Annotated in this window: 20 protein-coding genes; 15 read left to right on the top strand and 5 right to left on the bottom strand. The window is 63.8% G+C overall.

From position 1 onward, the window contains the following. The first annotated feature begins 106 nt into the window (after window positions 1-106). The 4 genes from IVB28_RS01480 (at window position 107) to IVB28_RS01465 (ending at window position 4,155) form a co-directional block, all read left to right on the top strand. Complete coding sequence (locus tag IVB28_RS01480; RefSeq protein ID WP_247524295.1) at window positions 107-1,090, top strand: hypothetical protein; 984 nt, start codon at window positions 107-109, stop codon at window positions 1,088-1,090. 89 nt (window positions 1,091-1,179) lie between these two features. Then, window positions 1,180-2,154 carry a hypothetical protein gene (locus IVB28_RS01475; protein ID WP_247524294.1) on the top strand — a complete coding sequence of 325 codons (975 nt, stop codon included), beginning with the start codon at window positions 1,180-1,182 and terminating at the stop codon, window positions 2,152-2,154. A gap of 310 nt (window positions 2,155-2,464) precedes the next feature. Further along, window positions 2,465-3,058, top strand: a complete 594-nt coding sequence (locus IVB28_RS01470) for a L,D-transpeptidase (protein WP_247524293.1) — start codon at window positions 2,465-2,467, stop codon at window positions 3,056-3,058. A gap of 59 nt (window positions 3,059-3,117) precedes the next feature. Next, the gene (locus IVB28_RS01465) at window positions 3,118-4,155 is read left to right on the top strand and encodes an amino acid ABC transporter substrate-binding protein (RefSeq protein WP_247525314.1); all 1,038 of its coding nucleotides are present in this window, start codon (window positions 3,118-3,120) and stop codon (window positions 4,153-4,155) included. A 150-nt stretch (window positions 4,156-4,305) separates the two neighbouring features. On the opposite strand, the gene IVB28_RS01460 is transcribed toward IVB28_RS01465, so the two are convergent. After that, window positions 4,306-5,445: an acyl-CoA dehydrogenase family protein gene (locus IVB28_RS01460; protein WP_247524292.1), complete on the bottom strand. Its 1,140-nt coding sequence runs from the start codon at window positions 5,443-5,445 to the stop codon at window positions 4,306-4,308. A gap of 124 nt (window positions 5,446-5,569) precedes the next feature. Beyond that, a complete protein-coding gene (locus IVB28_RS01455; protein ID WP_247524291.1) occupies window positions 5,570-6,784 on the bottom strand; it encodes an acyl-CoA dehydrogenase family protein in 1,215 nt (404 codons plus the stop codon). 138 nt (window positions 6,785-6,922) lie between these two features. Between IVB28_RS01455 and IVB28_RS01450 the strand changes: the two genes are divergently transcribed. After that, window positions 6,923-7,468 (top strand): carboxymuconolactone decarboxylase family protein, encoded by a 546-nt coding sequence (locus IVB28_RS01450; protein ID WP_247524290.1) that lies wholly within the window; start codon window positions 6,923-6,925, stop codon window positions 7,466-7,468. Window positions 7,469-7,577: 109 nt separating this feature from the next. Next, the gene (locus tag IVB28_RS01445; protein ID WP_247524289.1) at window positions 7,578-8,072 is read left to right on the top strand and encodes a VOC family protein; all 495 of its coding nucleotides are present in this window, start codon (window positions 7,578-7,580) and stop codon (window positions 8,070-8,072) included. 7 nt (window positions 8,073-8,079) lie between these two features. On the opposite strand, the gene IVB28_RS01440 is transcribed toward IVB28_RS01445, so the two are convergent. Together IVB28_RS01440 and IVB28_RS01435 are read right to left on the bottom strand one after the other, a co-directional pair. After that, the gene (locus tag IVB28_RS01440; RefSeq protein ID WP_247524288.1) at window positions 8,080-9,315 is read right to left on the bottom strand and encodes an MFS transporter; all 1,236 of its coding nucleotides are present in this window, start codon (window positions 9,313-9,315) and stop codon (window positions 8,080-8,082) included. A 279-nt stretch (window positions 9,316-9,594) separates the two neighbouring features. Continuing rightward, entirely contained in the window at window positions 9,595-10,842 is a 1,248-nt protein-coding gene (locus IVB28_RS01435; RefSeq protein WP_247524287.1) for an MFS transporter, read from the bottom strand. Between the two features lie 207 nt (window positions 10,843-11,049). On the opposite strand from IVB28_RS01435, the gene IVB28_RS01430 reads away from it, so the two are divergent. After that, window positions 11,050-13,119, top strand: coding sequence for a prolyl oligopeptidase family serine peptidase (locus IVB28_RS01430; protein ID WP_247524286.1), 2,070 nt, complete (start codon window positions 11,050-11,052; stop codon window positions 13,117-13,119). Window positions 13,120-13,253: 134 nt separating this feature from the next. On the opposite strand, the gene IVB28_RS01425 is transcribed toward IVB28_RS01430, so the two are convergent. Beyond that, the gene (locus IVB28_RS01425) at window positions 13,254-13,928 is read right to left on the bottom strand and encodes a DUF938 domain-containing protein (RefSeq protein WP_247524285.1); all 675 of its coding nucleotides are present in this window, start codon (window positions 13,926-13,928) and stop codon (window positions 13,254-13,256) included. 267 nt (window positions 13,929-14,195) lie between these two features. Here IVB28_RS01425 and soxX point away from each other — a divergent pair, with 267 nt between their 5' ends. From soxX to IVB28_RS01385, 8 genes are all read left to right on the top strand, one after another. Beyond that, window positions 14,196-14,549, top strand: a complete 354-nt coding sequence (gene soxX / locus IVB28_RS01420) for a sulfur oxidation c-type cytochrome SoxX (protein WP_247524284.1) — start codon at window positions 14,196-14,198, stop codon at window positions 14,547-14,549. Between the two features lie 25 nt (window positions 14,550-14,574). Further along, window positions 14,575-15,060, top strand: a complete 486-nt coding sequence (gene soxY, locus IVB28_RS01415; protein WP_247524283.1) for a thiosulfate oxidation carrier protein SoxY — start codon at window positions 14,575-14,577, stop codon at window positions 15,058-15,060. A 17-nt stretch (window positions 15,061-15,077) separates the two neighbouring features. Then, complete coding sequence (soxZ, locus tag IVB28_RS01410) at window positions 15,078-15,389, top strand: thiosulfate oxidation carrier complex protein SoxZ (RefSeq protein ID WP_247324490.1); 312 nt, start codon at window positions 15,078-15,080, stop codon at window positions 15,387-15,389. Further along, entirely contained in the window at window positions 15,389-16,252 is an 864-nt protein-coding gene (gene soxA, locus IVB28_RS01405) for a sulfur oxidation c-type cytochrome SoxA (protein WP_247524282.1), read from the top strand. The genes soxZ and soxA overlap by 1 nt, the downstream gene beginning before the upstream one ends. Further along, complete coding sequence (locus IVB28_RS01400) at window positions 16,249-16,554, top strand: hypothetical protein (protein WP_247524281.1); 306 nt, start codon at window positions 16,249-16,251, stop codon at window positions 16,552-16,554. The genes soxA and IVB28_RS01400 overlap by 4 nt, the downstream gene beginning before the upstream one ends. A gap of 52 nt (window positions 16,555-16,606) precedes the next feature. Continuing rightward, on the top strand, window positions 16,607-18,358 hold the full coding sequence (soxB, locus tag IVB28_RS01395; RefSeq protein WP_247524280.1) for a thiosulfohydrolase SoxB: 1,752 nt from the start codon (window positions 16,607-16,609) through the stop codon (window positions 18,356-18,358). Then, window positions 18,355-18,813 carry a hypothetical protein gene (locus IVB28_RS01390; RefSeq protein WP_247524279.1) on the top strand — a complete coding sequence of 153 codons (459 nt, stop codon included), beginning with the start codon at window positions 18,355-18,357 and terminating at the stop codon, window positions 18,811-18,813. The genes soxB and IVB28_RS01390 overlap by 4 nt, the downstream gene beginning before the upstream one ends. A gap of 165 nt (window positions 18,814-18,978) precedes the next feature. After that, window positions 18,979-20,016, top strand: coding sequence for an MBL fold metallo-hydrolase (locus tag IVB28_RS01385; protein WP_247525313.1), 1,038 nt, complete (start codon window positions 18,979-18,981; stop codon window positions 20,014-20,016). The last annotated feature ends 47 nt before the right edge of the window (window positions 20,017-20,063 follow it).

The following is a 20,063-nucleotide window of genomic DNA, read 5'->3' as shown; positions in this document are numbered from 1 at the left end:
CGGCAGCCCATCCTGAGATTGCTGCAGGGGTCAGACACTCTTCTTGCTTGACTCCCCCAAGCCGTTCGCGGAGCTTCCGCCGCGGCGGGGGAGTTTGACGCACGCAATGAACGACGCAACGACCGGAAGCGAAATTCTGCTCCGCAAAAATACATCTTCCGAAGGTCGCCTTGTGGGGGCTGGCTTTGCGAACATCGTGTTGGTTATTTCTGTTTGCGGCCTCGCGAGCTGGGCCCGGAACGGATACGCAGAGATCGTTGCAGCGTTGGTCGGTCTGGTGATCGGCATTGCGATGCTCTGCGAAGCAGCCTTCGGCGCCGATGAGCTTTGGACCATCGCTTTAGACATGATCGTCGTCGAAAGCACGCGGCCATTCGGCCAGCCGAACGTACGATTCGTTCGGAGAGAGGAGATATCCGGAATTCGGATCAATCGCGACGGGGCCAACCCAACATGCTTCCGCCTCGCTTTGCAGCTGACGTCAGGAGAGCACCTGATCTCGCCGCCATTCCCGGAGGTCACGCACGTCCGTGAAACCGCAGCACAGATCGCCGAACAGCTTGGCGTCCTCGATATGGATTCTCCCGTGAACCCGCTTGACGCCACCAATATGGAGGTGCGGATAGGCGCCCCCCTCCGAAAGGCCCCCGGCACCTTCCAGCGAATCATCATCCTGATCATCGCGGGCCTCTGCACCATTTTCTACGCGTTCAAATTCTGGAACGGCCTGCCTCTCGCGACCGCCGAAGTCATATTCGTGCCGATCGTCGCCATTATTTTCCTCCTCTCTTTTCGATATGCGCACACATCCGCCGGCGCATTCTGGATCGTCCGCCACCGTGAACTGCGCGTCGAACGGTTGACACGTGACGGCAAGCCAATTGTTGATACGATTACAGGCAGCGACGTTGCGACGATTGAGCCGGAGTGCGACAGCAGGGCCGAGGGAGAACGCTACGTCGTCAGGATCGACCTCTTGAGCGGGCAGAAGTTCCTCAGCCAGGGCATCGGAACGAAAGCAGAGACGCAGGCGGTGAGCGACGAGATCGCCCGACGGCTGGGGATCGCTCTCGAACGGGTGCGCCGCTAAGTCCCGTTACCGGCGCGAGTCTCGCCCTTGTTGCTTGACTCCACGGACCCGTCCGTGGAGTTTCGCGCGAACGCAATCAGCCGCCCGCAATGGACGACACGCCCATCAATAACGACATCCGCCTTCGTGAAGGCGCCTCGATCGCGCAGCGGCTGGTGATGTCCGCTTTTGCTGCGGCCGTTGCGCTGTGCTTCACGCCCGGCCTGTTCACACATGACACGCTGGAGATCATCATCTCCGTGGTCGCGCTGCTTTTGGGAGCGGGATTCGTCGGCGGCATCATGCTGGCGCCGGCGGTGGTGTGGATCATCACGCCGGACGAGATCCTGATCGGACGACAAAGTCCGTTCGGGAAGCTTCGCACGCGGATCGTTCCGAAGGACGACATCAGCGGATTACAGGTTCCCGGCAGCAAGCGGGTGAAGGCCCGCTTTCAGCTCGTCTTCACGCTGGCCTCGGGGGAGCGCCTGACGTCGCCGCCGATCTCCGACGTCACCCATGTACGCGACACCGTGGCCCGGATCGCCACGCAGTTCGGCGTTCCCAATGTCGAGGAGCCCGTCAATCCGCTCGATGCCAGCAACCCCGAGATGCGGCTCGGCGAGCCGCTCGAGGCGTTTTCCGCGCGGGACATCCGCATCGTCGCGTTGATCGCCATCGCATTGTCCGCCGTGCCCTACGCCTACAAGCTCTGGCGCGGATGGCCGCCCAGCCATGTCGACATCCTGCTGCTGCCGCTCGGTGTGATCGCCGCATTCGCCGTGTACCGATACGCCAACCTGGTCACTGGCGCGTTCTGGATCATTCGCGAGAGCGATATCCGTGTCGAACGCCTATGGGGCGACGGCAGCCTGCGCGCCGACCATATCGCAGGACCGGAAGTGAAAACGATCACGGTCGAGCGCCGCGGCCGGTCCGAGGACGAGCACTGCATCGTCGTGATCCGATTGCACTCCAGACAAAGGTTTCGCAGCCCCCGCATCGGCTCGCGGGTGGAGGCGCGCGCGGTGGGGACGGAGATCGTGAGGCGGCTGGGGATCGCGGCGGGGAGCAACAAGATTTAGCGCCGACTGCATCCACATCGTCATGGCCGGGCTTGTCCGGCCATCCACGCCTTGCCCGCGGCACGAAGAACGTGGATGCCCGGGACAAGCCCGGGCATGACGATCCTAATTTCGGCCGCTCGCCCGGCGAGGATGTCGCGCACACTGCTTTTCGCGCCATCCCCTGTTTGTGGCATTGCCTAGCTCCGTCTAAAACCATAGGCATTCTCGGGACATGCCGGAGCGGCGCGCCATCAACTTGCCATGAACCTGCCCCTCAGGTCTGATGCTTCTGATTGATTTGCGCTGGTGGCAGCGGGGAGAGCTTGAAATGACGGATTTTCGTCGCCTGACCGGGATGTTCATGGCCGCGGTAGGGCTTATTCTGTCCGTCCCGCAAGCCTCCGCCCAGCAGCCCGACCGCGGCGACGAGCCGGGCCTGGTCGCCGACGAGGCCTACCAGCTCGATCCGGAATGGCAGAAGCAGGTGGTTTACTTCCGCACCACCGAGCCGCCGGGCACGATCATCGTCTCGACCGCCGAGCGGCACCTCTACCTGGTGCAGCCGGGCGGGCGCGCAATCCGCTACGGCATCGGCGTCGGCCGCGACGGCTTCCAGTGGCAGGGGCTGGTGACCATCACCAACAAGAAGGAATGGCCGGACTGGACGCCGCCGCCGGAGATGATCCAGCGCCAGCCCTATCTGCCGCGTTTCATGGCCGGCGGACCCGGCAATCCGCTCGGCGCCCGCGCCATGTATTTGGGCACCACGGTCTACCGCATCCACGGCACCAACCGCCCCGACACGATCGGCACCAAGGTGTCCTCGGGCTGCTTCCGTCTCGTCAACAACGACGTCGCCGACCTCTACGAACGCGTCCCTGTTGGCACCAAGGTGGTCATCCGACAGAAGCCTGAACTGTAAATATCCCCCTCTTCGTCCACACTCCTTTTCTTTTCCCGATTTTTCGAGAGAGCAACATGATGCGCAGTTTTCGAGGCGGCCTGCTGATCGGGCTTGCCGTCGCCGTGCTGGTCGCCGTTCTGGCCATCATCTACGAGTTCTACGACACCCGTACGCTGAAGCGCACCGTGCGCCGCGGCGAGGTGCTGTGCGGCGTCAACAAGGGCCTGCCGGGCTTCTCGTTCTCCGAGGACAACAAGAACTGGAGCGGCTTCGACGTCGATTTCTGCCGCGCGGTGGCGGCGGCGATCTTCAACGACCCGGGCAAGGCGAAGATGATCCCGCTCGATGCCAACGAGCGCTTCAAGGAATTGCAGAGCCGGAAGGTGGACATCCTCTCGCGCAACACGACCTGGAGCATGGCGCGCGAGCTCGATTACGACCTCTATTTCCCCGCGGTCGCCTATTACGACGGCGCCGGCTTCATGCTGCCGCGTTCGCGCAACAAGGAGACCTCGCTGGACCTTGATGGCAGCAAGGTCTGCGTGCAGGCTGGCACCACGACGGCGCTCAACGTCGCCGACTACTTCCGCGCCAACAACATGAAGTATGAAGAGGTGAAGTTCGACAACCTCAACGACGTCGTGAAGGCCTACGACACCGGCAAGTGCGACACGTTCTCCGCCGACGTCTCGCAGCTCTACGCCCTGCGGATAAACCTGTCGAAGCCCGGCGACCACATGATCCTGCCGGACATGATCTCCAAGGAGCCGCTCGCCCCCGTGGTGCGCCAGCGCGACGACGACTGGATGATGATCGTGAAGTGGACGCTGTATGCGATGATCAACGCCGAAGAGCTCGGGGTCACCTCGGAGAACATCGACGAGGCCCTGAAGTCGAAGAAGCCGGAAGTGATGCGCCTTGTCGGCACCGAGGGCAATTACGGCGAGCAGCTCGGCCTCACCAAGGACTGGGCCGTCCGCATCATCCGCCACGTCGGCAATTACGGCGAGATGTACGAACGCAATATCGGCGAGAAGTCGAAGCTGAAGATCCCGCGCGGCATGAACCAGCTGTGGAACGCCGGTGGCGTGCAGTATGCACCGCCGATGAGGTAAGACGGTCCCACCGGCGTCATTGCGAGCTTAGGCCCGCGCCACGTTCTCAATCCGTCATGCCCGGGCTTGTCCCGGGCATCCACGTTTATGGAGCACCGTGAGGACGTGGATGGCCGGGACGAGCCCGGCCGTGACGGCTCGCGTTACTGCTCAATACCCCCGCGCCCTTGCCAGCTGCTCGGTGTGGTAGTTCGCATCGCCGAACAGTTCCTCGCACACCCGTGCGCGCTTCATGAAGAAGCCGATGTCGAACTGGTCGGTCATGCCCATGCCGCCATGCATCTGCACGCCTTCTTGCACGGCGCGCGTGGCGGTGGTGCCGGCGCGCGCCTTTGCCACGGCGATGCTTGAGGCGGCCTTGGTGACGTCCGCATCCAGCGCCTGCAGCGCCTTCATGGTGGCGGCGCGGGTGATCTCGATGTCGACATAGAGCTCGGCGGCGCGGTGCTGCAGCGCCTGGAATTCGCCGATCAGCTTGCCGAACTGCTTTCTGTTCTTGAGGTATTCGACGGTGCGATTGAAGACTTCTTCGCTGAGGCCGACCATTTCGGCGGCGACCGCGCCGCGGCCGATGTCGAGCACGCCGTCGAGCAGAGCGGCGCCCTGATCGACTTCGCCGAGCACACTGTCGGCATTGACTTCCACATTGGCGAGCTCGATCCGCGCCGCATTGTGTGCGTCGACCATGATGGTGCGTTCGATCGCGACGCCCTTGGCCTTGGGGTTGACCAGGAACAGCGTCAAGCCGTCGCGCTCCCCCGCCGAGCCGGCAGTGCGCGCGGCAACGATCACGAGATCGGCGACGTGACCGTCCACCACCAGGGCCTTGGCGCCCGAGAGCTTGAAGCCGTTGCCGGCGCGCACGGCCTGCAAGCTGGTCTGCAGCGGGCGATGCTTTGCGCCTTCGTCGACCGCCAGCGTCGCGAGCAACGAGCCGCTCGCGATCTTCGGCAGATACTCCGATTTCTGCGCGGCATTGCCGCCTCGGTTCAGCGCGGAAGCGGCGACCACTGACGTGGCAAGAAAAGGCGACGGCATTAAGGTGCGGCCGATCTCCTCCATGACGACACCGGCTTCGACATAGCCGAGCCCGCTGCCGCCGAACTCCTCAGGCACGAGCAGGCCGGCAAAGCCCATCTCGGCGAAGGAGTGCCAAAACTCTCTGGAGAAGCCGATGGGGTCTTTGCTGTCGCGCAAATGGCGCAGGTGCGACACCGGCGCCTTGTCGCTGATCAGCCCGCGCGCGCTGTCGCGGAGCATCGATTGTTCTTCGGTGAGGACGAGGGCCATGGTGCAAGGTCTCTAACTGACGGAATGCATGTCTGTTGTTGTCATTCCGGGGCACGCGAAGCGTGAACCCGGAATCTCGAGGTTCCGGGTTCGGTCCTGCGGACCGCCCCGGAACGACGGTGAGTTAAGCCCCCGGCAAATCCAGGATGCGCTTGGCGACGATGCCGAGCATCACCTCCGTGGTGCCGCCCTCGATCGAGTTGGCCTTGGTGCGCAGCCAGGCGCGCGGGCGGGCGCCGTGCCTGGAGCGTTCGCTCTCCCATTCCAGCGCATCGACGCCGCCGGCCGACATCAGGATCTCGTAGCGGCGCTTGTTGAGCTCGGTGCCGTAATATTTCATCGCCGAAGAAAATGCCGGATGCGCCTGCCCCGCTTTGGCGAGATCGACCGCACGCTCCGCGCAGGCCGCGAGCGCGGCCTCATCCACGTCGAAGCTGGCGATCTTGCCGCGCAGCATCGCATCGTCGAGCCGCCCCAGCGTATCGGTGCCGACGGAGTCCGCAGCGATCTGGCCGAGCGGCCGGCCGACGCCGCGCTCGCCCATGCCGGAGATCATCGCGCGCTCGTGCTGGAGCAGATATTTCGCGACGTCCCAGCCGCGGTTTACAGTGCCGACCACATGCGATTTCGGCACGCGGACTCCGTCGAAAAAGGTCTCGCAGAACGGCGAATAGCCGGAGATCAAGAGGATCGGCTTGGTCGAGACGCCCTTTGACGTCATGTCGAACAGGATGAAGCTGATGCCGTCGTGCTTCTTGGCAGCCGGATCGGTGCGCACCAGGCAGAAGATCCAGTCGGCGTAATTGGCGTAGGACGTCCAGATCTTCTGGCCGGTGATGATGAAATCATCGCCATCGCTCTCGGCGCGGGTCTGGAGCGAGGCGAGATCCGAGCCGGCATTCGGCTCGGAATAGCCCTGGCACCAGCGGATCTCGCCCGCGGCGATTTTCGGTAGATGCTCCTTCTTCTGGGCGTCGTTGCCGTATTTCAGCAGCGCCGGCCCGAGCATCCAGATGCCGAAGCTCGACAGCGGCGGACGCGCGCCGATTCTTCCCATCTCGGCGCGCAGCACCTTGTGCTCGGCCGCGCTGAGGCGGCCGCCGCCATATTCCTTCGGCCAATCAGGCACGGTCCAGCCCTTGTCGCGCATGCGCTCGAACCAGATGCGCTGCGGCTCGGACGAGAATTTGGCGTTGCGCCCGCCCCAGAACACGTCGGCGTCCGAGATCGCGGGCTTGCGCATCTCCGGCGGGCAATTGGCTTCCAGCCAAGCGCGCGTCTCGTTGCGGAATGTTTCGAGATCGGCGGTTTCAGTCTCGCTGGTTTTGGATTCAGACATCGGTCGTTTCCATCAATCAAAATCGGCTTGTTGGGCGCGACTCTGGGCCATTGCCCCGTGGAATTCAACCACTTCCGCGAGCCCGCATTCGGCTATAGTCGGCGCCATGGCGAGCTTGAAAACAAAGAGGAAACGACCATGCGCCTGAAACTTCTTTCGCCTGGCGAAATGAACGAGAGCCAGCGCCAGACCTATGACGAGTCGATTGCGGGCAAGCGCGGCAAGCCGCCCGCGCCGATGATGGCCTGGCTCAACAGCCCGGATATGGCGCGCCACGCCACGCGGCTCGGCGAGGTCATGCGTTATGACACGATCTTCCCGGCAAAGCTTTCGGAGATCGCGATCCTGGTGACGGCGCGGCACTGGACCGCGCATTACGAATGGTACGCGCATAAGCGCCTCGCGCTTGCCGGCGGGATGGATCCTAAAATCATCGACGCGATCCGCGACCGCCGCACGCCTGACTTCGACGATTCCAAAGGCAAGATGATCTACGATCTCGCCAAATCGCTGCATGAGGGCCACGGCGTCGAGAAGGGCCTTTATGATGAGGCGGTGAGGCTGCTCGGCGAGCGCGGCGTGGTCGAGGTGATCGGGCTCTGCGGCTATTACACTATGGTCTCGATGACGCTGAACACCTTTGAGTTCGAGCTGCCCGAAGGCGAGGTGCGGGAGCTGGCTTAGTGTCTCATCCTGATGCGCAATTGCGCATCAGGAAACCCAGGGTTTCGGGACAGGCCATAGCACTGTCCCAAGGCCCGCCCTATGTGGAGTTCATCAACGGAGCACCACCATGTCGCAAAACCCTGCCGTCGCCGCCGGCACGAGGATCGGCCACGTCCACCTCAAGGTCGCCGATCTCGATCGCGCGCTCGGATTCTATTGCGGCGTGCTCGGCTTCGAGCTGATGCAGAAGATGGGCTCAGGTGCGGCCTTCATCTCGGCCGGCGGCTATCATCACCACATCGGGCTCAACACCTGGGAGAGCAAGGGCGGCTCGCCGCCGCCGCCAGGAACGACCGGGCTCTATCACACCGCGATCCTCTATCCGACCAGGCCAGCGCTGGCGGACGCGCTGCACCGGGTGCTCACGGCCGGCATTACGCTGGATGGCGCCAGCGATCACGGTGTCAGCGAGGCGCTTTACTTAACCGATCCCGACCAGAACGGTGTGGAGCTGTATTGGGACAAGCCACGGGAGCAATGGCCGTTCGGGCCGGATGGGAAGCTGGCGATGTTCACCAAGCGGCTGGATGTGGAGGCGTTGCTGAAGCAGCGGCAAGGGTGATCTCACCCTACGAGACCTTCGTTCGCGGCCTCCCCCGCACCATGATCAGTGCCGCGGCCGCCAGCTCCAGCGCGATGCAGAGATAGAACGGCAGCGAATAGCCGCCGGACCAATCGCGCAAGGCTCCGACGACGCCGGGGCCGAACGCATACGTCACCTGGTTGATCGCGGTGTTCAGGCTGATCAGCACGCCGAACGAGGTGCTGTCGAACTCCTGCTGCACGATCAGTGACGGCAGCGTGATGAGATTGCCGACCGAGAAGCCGAACACCGCGCAGGCCGCGATCAACACATAGTCGTTGTGCAGATTGATGACGACGAGAAGCGCGGCCGCCTGGCTGAGGAACGACAGCGCGGATGCCAGCCGCTGGTTGAGACGGTCGATCACCAGCGAGAACAGCACGCGGCCGGCCACCGCCATCGCCGTCAGTACCGCGACCGCAACCGCGGCGCGCTCGCGGCCGATCACAGGATCAAGGAACGAGATCAGATGCACGATGAAGCCGACCTGCGCGAACAGCACCAGTGCGAACGCGATCGTCACCGTGAGGAAGCCGACATCGCGCAGCGCCTGCGCGCGAATTTCCGTCGATGATTGCGGTTTGGCCTTTGACGACGCGTGCCAGCCGTGATGATCCGGCGGCCGGCCGACCAGAAGCAGGATCACCGGCACCAGCAGCACCAGCATGGCGCCGGCGGCGGCATACATCGCGCTGGCAAAGCCGATATGGCCGATCAGCATGACCAGCAGCGGGACGCCGACGATGCCGCCAAAGCTGGCGCCGTTCAGCGCGAGGCTGATCGCCATGCCGCGCTTGTGGTCGAACCACAGGCTGATGGTGTTGGTAATCATCGCGAGGCTGGTGCCGGCCCAGCCGAAGGCGAGCACCGCATTGGCGAGATAAAGCTGCCACGGCTCGCGCACCGCGCCGATCGCGACGCTAGCTGCCGCCATCGCCAGCGTGCCGGCAATCAGACAGAGCCGCGGACCATATTTTCGCACGGCCTCGCCGACGAAGACGACGAGCAGCGCGCCGAACAGATAGAAGAACGTGGTCCCTGCGGAGATCAGCGAGGCCGGCCAGCCCCGCGCGCGCTGGAGTTCGGCGACATAGACGCTCTGGCCATAGAAGCCCAGCCCCCAGCCGAAGGTCGCAAGCAGGAAGCAGACCGCGACGATGCGCCAGCCTTGGTAGCCGAGGGAGGATTCGTCGATCGGGGCATGTTGAGGATTGTCGAGCATTTTCTGCTTTTCTCTTGTTCGACCAACCGTCATGCCTGGCATAGCCGTTTGAAGGACGGCGTCACTTCCGCTCGCCTATGTCCCGGGCATCCACGTTATTCCACCAACGCCGCCAGGACGTGGCTGGCCGGGACAAGCCCGGCCTTGACGACATCTAACTGGCCCTCACCAGAAAATCACTTCGACGGCGATCGAAGCATCAACGTTGCTGACAGCCTCCTGCCACTTATGCGCATGATCTTTCCCGAAAACCGCTTCGCACTTTTCGGGATCATGCGGTTAGACCGCGTCCGGGAACTCACCCAGGGCCGCATCCGGCCGCGCCTTGCGGCGGCGGGCCCAGGAGACGAGCGAGAGCACGGCGAGGCCCAGCAGCACCGGCGGGAACACCACAAGGTTCACCGCCGACCAGCCGTAATTGGCGAGCAACTGGCCCGAGGAGAACGAGCCGATCGCCATCATCCCGAACACCAGGAAATCGTTGAAGGCCTGAACCTTGTTGCGCTCCTGCGGCCGATGCGTCTCCAGCACCAGCGCGGAGGCGCCGATGAAGGAGAAATTCCAGCCGACACCGAGCACGACCAGCGTCGCCCAGAAATGCATTGCCGTGAGACCGGAGAGGCCGATGCCGGCGGCGCCGGCTTCCAGCAGCAGGCCGGCCGCCACGATCTTCGGCGCACCGAAGCGGGCGATCAGCGCGCCTGTGAAGAAGCTCGGCCCATACATCGCGACGATGTGCCATTGAATACCGAAATTGGAATCGGACACGGACAGACCGCACATCTTCATGGCGAGCGGCGCCGAAGTCATCACCAGATTCATCATGGGATAGGAGATGATGCCGCACAGCGCCGCGGCGATGAAGCGCGGCTGCGTCACGATGGTGAGCAAGGGACGTCCGCCATGCAGATCGGCCGGCGCGGGCCTCGGCATATCGACGCCAGCGACGATGCCCATGGCGACCAGCGCCACGGCGGCCTGGACCAGGAAGCTGAAGGCGAACAGGTAGGGCTGCCAGACATCCATGGTCCACTGCACGAGCTGCGGACCGAGCACGCCGGCGAACACGCCGCCCGCCATCACCCAGGATACCGCCTTGGGCCGGTAGGCCGCGCTGGCGCCGTCGGCGGCGGCGAAGCGATAGGACTGCGCCACGGAGCCGTAGAGGCCGCCGAGGAAGGTCGCGATGCAGAACAGCGCGAACGAGCCGTGCAGGATCGCGAACGAGCCGAGCACGCCGGTGATGACGCCGCAGCCGGTGCCGATGACGAAAGCCCAGCGACGGCCGAAGCGACGCGAGATCGCGCCGGTCGGCAGCGTGCCGGCAGCAAGCCCGACGACATACATCGACAGCGGCACCGTCGCGAGCGACATGTCGGGCGCGAGCGTCGCGCCGACGATCGAGCCGGTGGCGAAAATCACCGCCGAGTTGGCGCCGGTCAGCGCCTGCGCCGCAGCAAGGCGCACCACGTTGGCACGCGCGCGTGCGTCGTCGGCGATCTCATGGGCTGAAGTCACGTCAAGCATCGGCATTTCCGCCCGAAGGGAATTTCATGGGGCTCACGAGGGCCTGTTGATTCCCGGCACTATGAAGGCGTGCGGGAGGGCGGGCAACCGGCGCAAACGGGCGCAGGCCATGCCTCTGACGCAATCGGAGGGATCATGGCGGGCCGCGCTCTTGACGGCTTGCGCTCGATCAAATCCTATCCGCCGCGATTTGAAGGAGTTTCGTTCATGACCGTCGACGACAGGCCCACGCTCAACGCTCCCGACGACGATCCCTGGCGCTGGCTGGAGGAAATCGAGGGCACGCAAGCGCTCGACTTCGTCGAGCGTCAGAATCAACTGACGCTGCAGGCGTTCGGAGGCAAAGCCTTCGAGCACGACCGCGACATACTCGCCGCGATCTACGACCGCCCCGACAACATTCCCTATGTCAGCCGGCGCGGCGCCGATCTGCATAATCTCTGGAAGGATGCCGCCAACCCGCGCGGCCTGTGGCGGCGGACGACGCTGACGGAGTTTCGCAAAGCTGCTCCTGCGTGGGAGACCATGCTGGACATCGACAAGCTCGCCGCGAGCGAAGGTGAGGATTGGCTGCTCAGCGGGATCGCTACGATGCCGGGAAGCTCACGCGCCATGCTGAGCCTATCGCGCGGCGGCAGCGATGCCGTGACGTTGCGCGAGTTCGACCTCGCTACGAAGAGTTTTGTGGCGGATGGTTTTACGCTGCCGGAAGCAAAGGGCGGCGCAGACTGGATCGACGCCGACACGCTGCTGCTGTTGAGCGCCCATGGCGAGGGCATGGCCACGAACTCGGGCTACGCACGGACCGTGCGGCTGTGGCGGCGCGGCCAATCTATTGAACAAGCGGCCGTGCTGTTCGAAGCTTCCGTGAACGACATGGCCGCGTATGGCCATATTGATCGCATGACGCCAAACCGCACGATCTGGTTCGGCCGGATGCTCGACTTCTTCAATTACAGTGTTTCGATCGGAGACGAGACCGGCCCCGTCTCGACGATTGACATTCCCACCGCCATCGAGCTGCAGGCCCATGGCGACTGGCTCGCGATCAAGCCGCGCGAGGATTGGTCCGTGGCCGGGCAGATGCACAAGGCGGACACCGTGCTCGGCATCCGGCTCTCGGACTTGCTGGCGGGCCGCCGCGAATTCGCCGTTCTGTTCGAGCCGGCACCTCGTCGGGCGGTCCAGGGCTTTTTCTGGACCGCCGGCAAGCTCGTGCTGTCGATCCTGGACGAGCTCAGGCCGCACTTTGAGGTCTGCACGCCGTCCGCCGCCGGCTGGAGCCGCGAGACGCTTCGCGGCCTGCCTGAGATCGGTGTCGTCGACGTCTGGCCGCTCGACCGTCACCCATCCGAGAGCAATGGCGATCTGCTCGCCAATGTGCAGGATCCGCTGACGCCGCCCTCGCTGCTGCTGCTCGAACGCGGCGTCGCAAGCCCGGTCGTGCTGAAGCAGGCACCAAAGACGTTCACCGCCGACGGCCTCAAAGTGACCCAGCACGAGGCGGTCTCGATCGACGGCGAGCGCATTCCCTACGTCCAGACCGGCCCGGCGAACGAGACCGGCGATGCGCCGGTCTATATGAGCGCCTATGGCGGCTTCGCTCTTGCGGTGAAGCCGTATTACAATTCATCGCTGGGCAAGCTCTGGCTGGAGCGCGGCGGCACCACGGTGCAGGCGAATTTGCGCGGCGGCGGCGAGTTCGGCACGCGCTGGCACGACGCGGGACGGCTCGCCGGCAAGAAGCTCTCGCATGACGACTTCGCCGCGGTCGCGGCCGATCTCGTGCGCCGCGGCGTGACGCAGCCGAAGCGCATCGCGGCCCAGGGTGGATCGAACGGCGGTATCCTCATCACCAACATGCTGGTGCGCTACCCGGAACGCTTCGGCGCGCTGTTCTGCACCATCCCACTGATCGACATGCGCCGCTACACCAAGCTGCTGGCAGGCGCGAGCTGGATCGCCGAATATGGCGACCCCGACAAGCCCGATGAATGGGAATGGCTGAAGACCTACTCGGCCTATCACAATGTGAAGGCTGGCCAGACCTATCCGCCGATCCTGATCGCCACCACGCGGCGCGATGACCGCGTCCATCCCGGGCATGCGCGCAAGATGGCGGCCAAGCTGCAGGCGATGGGCTATGAGGCCTGGTTCTACGAGCCGGCAGCCGGCGGTCACGGCTACGGCAAGGACAACAAGGAACGCGCCGGCTTCGAGGTGCTCGGCTTCCGGTTCTTGAAGGAGAAGATCGGGTGGCGGGACCGCGAACTGTAGCAGCGCCCGCTTCGAGCTCTTGATCGCATCACGTGAAGCCGGCACCGTTCTCTCATTCCCTCCGCCCTTGCGAGCCTTGCGGAGAGGGAGCGCACCGACTGCGCAGCGTGCACCTGGCTCAAGCCAGCATCAATTCAAGCTCGCGCAAACACCAGCGTCAGATTGTTCGCGGGCATGTCGATCGTATCGATCAACCGAAGACCCGCAGCTTTCGCCAGCGCCTCGACGTCGCCGATGTCGCGCACGCCCCAATCGGGATTGCCTTCACGCAAGGAGGTATCGAACACCGCGTTGCTGAGCGCGGTGTGCTTGCCCTCGCGCTTGAAGGGGCCATAGAGGAACAGCTTGCCGTCGGGGCGCAAGTATCGGCCGGCGCCGGCGAACAGGCCCTCGGCCACGGCCCATGGCGCGATGTGAATGACATTGGCGCAGAACACGGCGGCAAGACTTGCCGGCGCCTGCCCACTTTTCATCTCCGGACACCAGTCGGGATCGGTGAGGTCAATCCGCAGGGGTGAGCGGATGTTCGGCAGGCCCGCATGCACGCGCCAGGCCTCGATGCTCCTGAGATGGCGTTGATTGAGGTCGCTCGGCCACCAGATCAGGCCGGGCGTGTGGCGGGCGAAATGGACCACGTGCTGGCCGGTTCCGCTGCCGAGCTCGACCACGTTGCCGGTCCAGCCGGTGAGATGCTTTTCCAGAGCCGCCCAGAGCGGCGCGTGATTGCGATGGAAGGCCGGCGCATCGAGCCGCCCATCGGGCTCGACCCGTCCGCCGTCCCTGCCAAATTCGACGACATATTCAGCCAAGTGAGGTCCCCTTGAAAAAACGAGAACACGATGAAAACAGGATGAGCGCCCAAACGCCTTGGAAACAGCCGGCCCGCGCCCATGGCCCTTACTCTTTCTCTTTGGGCCAAGGCAGCCGAATAAATAGTCCCGTGAGTTGCAATGCGGAAGATATTAAGTCCATTTTGGCGCGTACATAGTCCTGATTGTCAGGCGATGTCCTTTGTGCTTTGGAACGCTCCTGTTTCCGCGATCGCGACCATCGCCACAACGCCTCGGAATGACGCCTTGACCGCCTTATCCCGGATGCCCGTGCTGTTCCTCCTGCTGGCCATTGCCGCCGGCCTCGCCCGCGCGGCACAGGCGCAATCCGCCGTCGCCGACGGCCAGAAGCTCGCTTTCGACCGTGGCAAGGGCAATTGCCTGACCTGCCACGCCATCAAAGGCGGCGACCTGCCGGGAACGATCGGGCCGGAACTGAAGGACCTCAAGACCAAGTATCCCGATCGCAACGAGCTTACCGCGATCATCTTCGACGAGACCAAGCGCAATCCGCAGACCATGATGCCGCCGTTCGGCCGGAACCGGATTTTGACCGAGCAGGAGATCAGCGCGATCGTTGATTTCCTGCACACCCTGTAACGGCCGGCACGCCAGGAGACCTCCGATGACCACGACCACCGGCCCTCACCCGACAAGGCGCCTGATCCTTCAGGGCGCGGCCTCGGTCGCGCTGATCGGCCTTGGCAATCTCCCGTTCGCAGCTGCGCATGCCGCGGCCAACGACAAATATCCGGAAGAGGCCTTCAAGCAGAAGAGCGAGGCCGACGCGATCAAGGCGCTCTATGGCAGGAACGCCGAGCCCTCCGACAAGGTCAAGCTCGATGCGCCGGAGATTGCCGAGAACGGCGGCGTGGTGCCGGTCTCGGTGACGACAACACTCGACAAGGTAACCTCGATCTCGTTCCTCGTGGCCGAGAACCCGTTTGCGCTCGCAGCGTCCTACAAGATCGCCGACGGCACGATTCCGGGAGTCGCCAACAGGCTGAAGATGGCCAAGTCCACCAAATTGGTCGCGATCGTCGAAGCCGACGGCAAGCTCTACAGCGCGACCAAAGACGTGAAGGTCACCGTCGGCGGCTGCGGCGGCTAACGGCGAGGGAGAAACAGATGGCATCCAGCATTCGCGTCCGCGCCAACGCCAACGGCGACATCACCGAGGTGCAGGCACTGATCCAGCACCCCATGGACACCGGCCTCGTCAAGGATTCCAAGGGCGAGCTGATCCCGGCGCATTTCATCCAGGAGCTGAAGTTCGAATGTAACGGCAAGGACGTCTTCGTCGCCAATTGGGGCACCGCGGTCTCCAAGGACCCTTACGTCAAGTTCAGCTTCAAGGGCGCCAAGAAGGGCGACGAGCTCAAGATCTCCTGGACCGACAACAAGGGTGCGTCGGATACCACCACCGCGAAGATCGCGTGATGAGGGCCCGCCTCTCCCTCCTGCTCGGCGCGATCAGCGCGGCACTCGTCGCGTTCGCCCTCACCTCTGCGCACGTCGTCGCGGCCGACAAGGTCGATCCTGTCGCCGACGCCAAGGCGTTCCAGAATTTCTTCTTCCAGAAGTTTCCGAACGTGAAGCACGAGGACTTCGTCAACGGTCCCTATTCCATGAACGAGGATCTGAAGCGGCAGTGGCAGGAGAAGGAGGAATTCCCGCCTTACGAGTTCGCGCTCGATGCCGGCAAGGAGATGTTCGCGACCCCGTTCAAGAACGGCAAGACCTATGCCGACTGCTTCCCGAACGGCGGCATCGGCATCCGCCAGAACTATCCCTATTTCGACGAGAAGGAAGGCAGGGTCGTCACGCTGGAGCTCGCGCTCAACCGCTGCCGCGAGGCCAATGGCGAGGCGCCCTATTCCTACGTCAAGGACGAGATGGCCTCGCTCACCGCCTACATGGCCTTCACCTCGCGCGGCAAGCCGATGGACATCAAGATTCCAGACGATCCGCGTGCGCTCGCGGCGTTCGAAAACGGCAAGCGCTACTTCTACACCCGGCGCGGCCAGATGAACTTCTCCTGCGCGAGCTGCCATGTGCAGAGCCCGGGCGAGCGCATCCGCGCCGAAATCCTGGCGCCGGCGCTGGGCATCGTGAACGCGATGCCGATCTACCGCTCCGAATGGAGCGGCATGGGCACGACCAGCCGCCGCTTCGTCACTTGCAACAGCCAGACCCGCGCGGTTCCGCTGGAGCCTCAGGCGGACGAGTATCGCGACGTCGAATATTTCCTGTCCTACGTTGCCAATGGCCTGCCGATCTCAGGCCCGGGAGCGCGGCCATGAAGCGGGCAATTCCTCTCGCCATGCTGCTCGCCCTCGGCCTCGCGCCAGCGGCGCGCGCGGCAAATGAAGCAGACTACAAGGCGGCCTATGCCGCCGCGGAAGCCGCGGCCAAGGAGGCGGCCAGCCTGCGTCACCAATGGACCACCACCATTTCCACGCTCGCAACGGCGAAGAAGGCGGCGGATGGCGGCGATTTCGACCGCGCCACCGCCGCAGCCAAAGAGGCCAAGGCGCTGGCAAAGGCGTCGATCTTCCAGGCGACGTCTGAAAAAGAAGCCTGGAAGGCGATGGAAATCCGCTAGACTGTTTCATGGTGGAATGGCCAGCGATCACGAGAGGCGCGGAGAATTTTGAATGGCGATCCGCCGCCGCGATTTCCTGAAATCTGCAGGCCTTGCCGCCGCATCGCTCAGCCTGCCCCGGCTTGCCCGGGGCACTGACACCGCGAGCATTTACGACCTCGAGCGGTTCGGCAACGCGCGAATCCTGCACATCACCGACACCCATGCGCAGCTCAACCCGGTTTATTTTCGCGAGCCCAGCGTCAATATCGGCGTCGGCGAGATGGCCGGACGGCCGCCGCATCTGGTCGGCCGCGCCTTCCTCGAACGTTTCGGCATCCGTTCCGACAGCGCCGATGCCTATGCCTTCACCTGCCTCGAGTTCGAAAAGTCCGCGGGCCGCTTCGGCAAGCTCGGCGGTTTTTCCCATCTGAAGACGCTGGTCGACCGCTTGCGTGGCGATGTCGGCGAGAAACGTTCGCTGCTCCTCGACGGCGGCGATCTCTGGCAGGGCACCGGGCTTGCCCATGTCATGCAGGGCCGCGACATGGTCGAGGTCGCCAATCTGCTCGGTATCGAAGCGATGACCGGGCATTGGGAGTTCACCTATGGTGAGCAGACGCTGCGCGACAATCTCGAGCGCTTCAAGGGCGAGTTCCTGGCCCAGAACGTTTTCCTGACCGAGGAAGCAGCGTTCAACGATGCCCCCGCATTCGACAAGGGCACGGGGCGCGTGTTCAAGCCTTCTGTCATCAAGGAGATCGGCGGTCATCGGGTCGCGATCATCGGCCAGGCCTTCCCCTACGTGCCGATCGCCCATCCCAAGCGGTTCACGCCGAACTGGACCTTCGGCATCCGCGAGGAGGAATTGCAGAAGCACGTCGATGCCTTGCGCGGGACCGACAAGGTCGATGCGGTCATCCTGCTGTCGCACAACGGCATGGATGTCGACCTCAAGCTCGCGAGCCGCGTCACCGGCATCGACGTCATTCTGGGCGGTCATACCCACGACGCGGTGCCGCAGCCGATTCCCGTGAAGAACGCCGGCGGGATCACGCTGGTCACCAATGCCGGCTCCAACGGAAAATTCCTCGCCGTAGTCGATCTCGCGATCGACAAGGGCAAGGTCGGCGACGTTCGTTATCATCTGCTGCCTGTTTATTCCGAGTTGCTGAAGCCCGATCCTGGAATGGCCGAGCTGATCGGCCGGCTGCGCGCGCCGCATGTGACCGACTGGTCGGCGAAGATCGCAACGCCCGACCGCCTGCTCTATCGGCGTGGCAATTTCTCCGGGCCCGTCGACGAACTGATCTGCACCGCGCTCCGCACCGAGCTCGATGCCGAGATCGCGCTGTCGCCGGGCTTTCGCTGGGGCGTCACCGCGCTGTCGGGCCAGGCGCTGACCGTGGAGGATCTGCTCGCGGAGACCGCGATCACCTATCCCGAGACCTATGTGCAGGAGATGACGGGAGCCCAGATCAAGGACGTGCTGGAGGACATCTGCGACAATCTCTTCAACACCGATCCCTATTACCAGCAGGGCGGCGATATGGTGCGCGCCGGCGGGCTCAGCTACACCTGCACGCCGACCGCCGCGATCGGCAGCCGCATTTCGGAGCTGAAGCTCAATAGCGGCAAGGCGCTCAGTGCCAGCCACCGCTACAAGGTCGCAGGCTGGGCTTCGATCAACGGCCAGCAAGGCGCGCCGGTGTGGGACGTCGTCGGCAAATATCTGCGCTCGGGCCGGATGTTTCAGGAGCGGCTTGGCTCCGGTGTCACGCTAAGGGGCGTCGACGATAATCCAGGAATTGCGGGACAAGGATGACGCGGGCGCAGATCCTATCTGTGCTTTTGCTGGCACTGCTCGCCTTCGCCGTGATCCTGCCGGCCTCGGCGCAACAGGTGCCGCTCCAGGACAAGCCGTTCGCCGAGCACAAGGTCGTGCTGCAACTCTCCGACGCCGACGCCAGGAAGCAGGCACTGGTGCTGAGCGTTGCCAATAATCTGCTGAAAGCCTACGACCCCGACAAGATCGCGATCGAAGTGGTGGCGTTCGGTCCCGGCATCGACCTGCTGCTGTCGGGCAGCGAGCGTCGCAAGCAGGTCGAAAGCCTGATCGCGCAGGGCGTGCGTTTCGACATTTGCCTCAACACGGTGGATACGATCGAGCGCGAGACGGGCAAACGGCCGGAGTTCACCCAGGCCGCCACACCGGTGCAGGTCGGGGTCGGGCAGATCCTGTTCCTGGCGGAGAACCGGTACACGGTTGTGCGGCCGTAGGGCTTCGCTATCATTCCGGTGCGATGCGAAGCATCGAACTACGGAATTACAGCTGGCATCGAAATAAAAATCTTCCAAATATTCCCATTCATACAGTCAATTACTTCTCTTCCGGGCCCCGGGCGTAGTAGAATTCTCGAAATCAGTTCCATGCCGGGTCCTGCCATGATCTTCCGCCAGCTCTTCGACAGCGTTTCAGGCACCTACAGCTACGTCCTCGCCAGCCGTCCCGGCGGTGAGGCGCTGATTCTCGATCCTGTGCTGGAGAAGGTCGACCGCTACTGCCAGTTGCTGCGCGAGCTCGACCTCAAGCTGGTCAAGGCGGTCGACACCCATCTGCATGCCGACCACGTCACCGGCCTCGGCGAGTTGCGCGACCGCACCCATTGCATGACCGTGATGGGCGACCAGACCAAGGCCGACGTGGTGGCGATGCGGGTCGCCGACGGCGACAAGGTGACGATCGAGGGCCTGTCGCTCGACGTGATGTACACGCCCGGCCACACCGACGATTCCTATTCCTATTTGATGGGCGATCGCGTCTTCACCGGCGACACGCTGCTGATCCGTGGCACCGGCCGCACCGATTTCCAGAACGGTTCTTCGCGCGCACAGTATGATTCGATCTTCAACCGGCTTTTGAAGCTGCCCGACGAGACGATGGTCTTCCCGGCGCACGACTACAAGGGCGATACCGTCTCCACCATCGGCGAGGAGAAGCGCTACAATCCCAGGCTTCAGGTGCGCTCGGTCGACGAATATATCGAGCTGATGGCCAACCTGAAGCTGCCCAATCCGAAGATGATGGATGTGGCGGTGCCTGCCAACATGCATGTCGGCCTGCATCAGGAAGCGCTGGAGAAGGAGGGCCGCGCGCTCAGCGCGGCCGAGGCGATCCGGAGCCTTGGCCGGCCGGACATGCTGCTGGTCGATCTGCGCGAGACCAACGAGCGGATGAAGCACGGCATGCTCGAAGGCGCGCTGCACACGCCCTATCCGTCCGTCGAGGAGAGCCTCAAGCCCGGCGGCATGCTGCGCGAGGTCGCCGCTGCCACCGGCCGCCGCATCGTGTTCTTCTGCGCCTTCGGCGAGCGCTCGGCGATGGCCGTGGCCGCCGCCAAGGAGGCCGGCCTCTCCAACACCGCTCATCTCGCGGGCGGCATTGATGCCTGGAAGAAGGCGGGCGGACCGCTGGTGCATTGACGGCCTCGTCGCCGTTCTTGAGATAGATCAGGAAGGGCCCATATATT

The sequence above is a fragment of the Bradyrhizobium sp. 199 genome (assembly GCF_023073355.1).
GTDB lineage: Bacteria > Pseudomonadota > Alphaproteobacteria > Rhizobiales > Xanthobacteraceae > Bradyrhizobium.
Note: the sequence above shows the minus strand (reverse complement) of the source record. Positions and strands in the feature narration are given on the sequence as shown.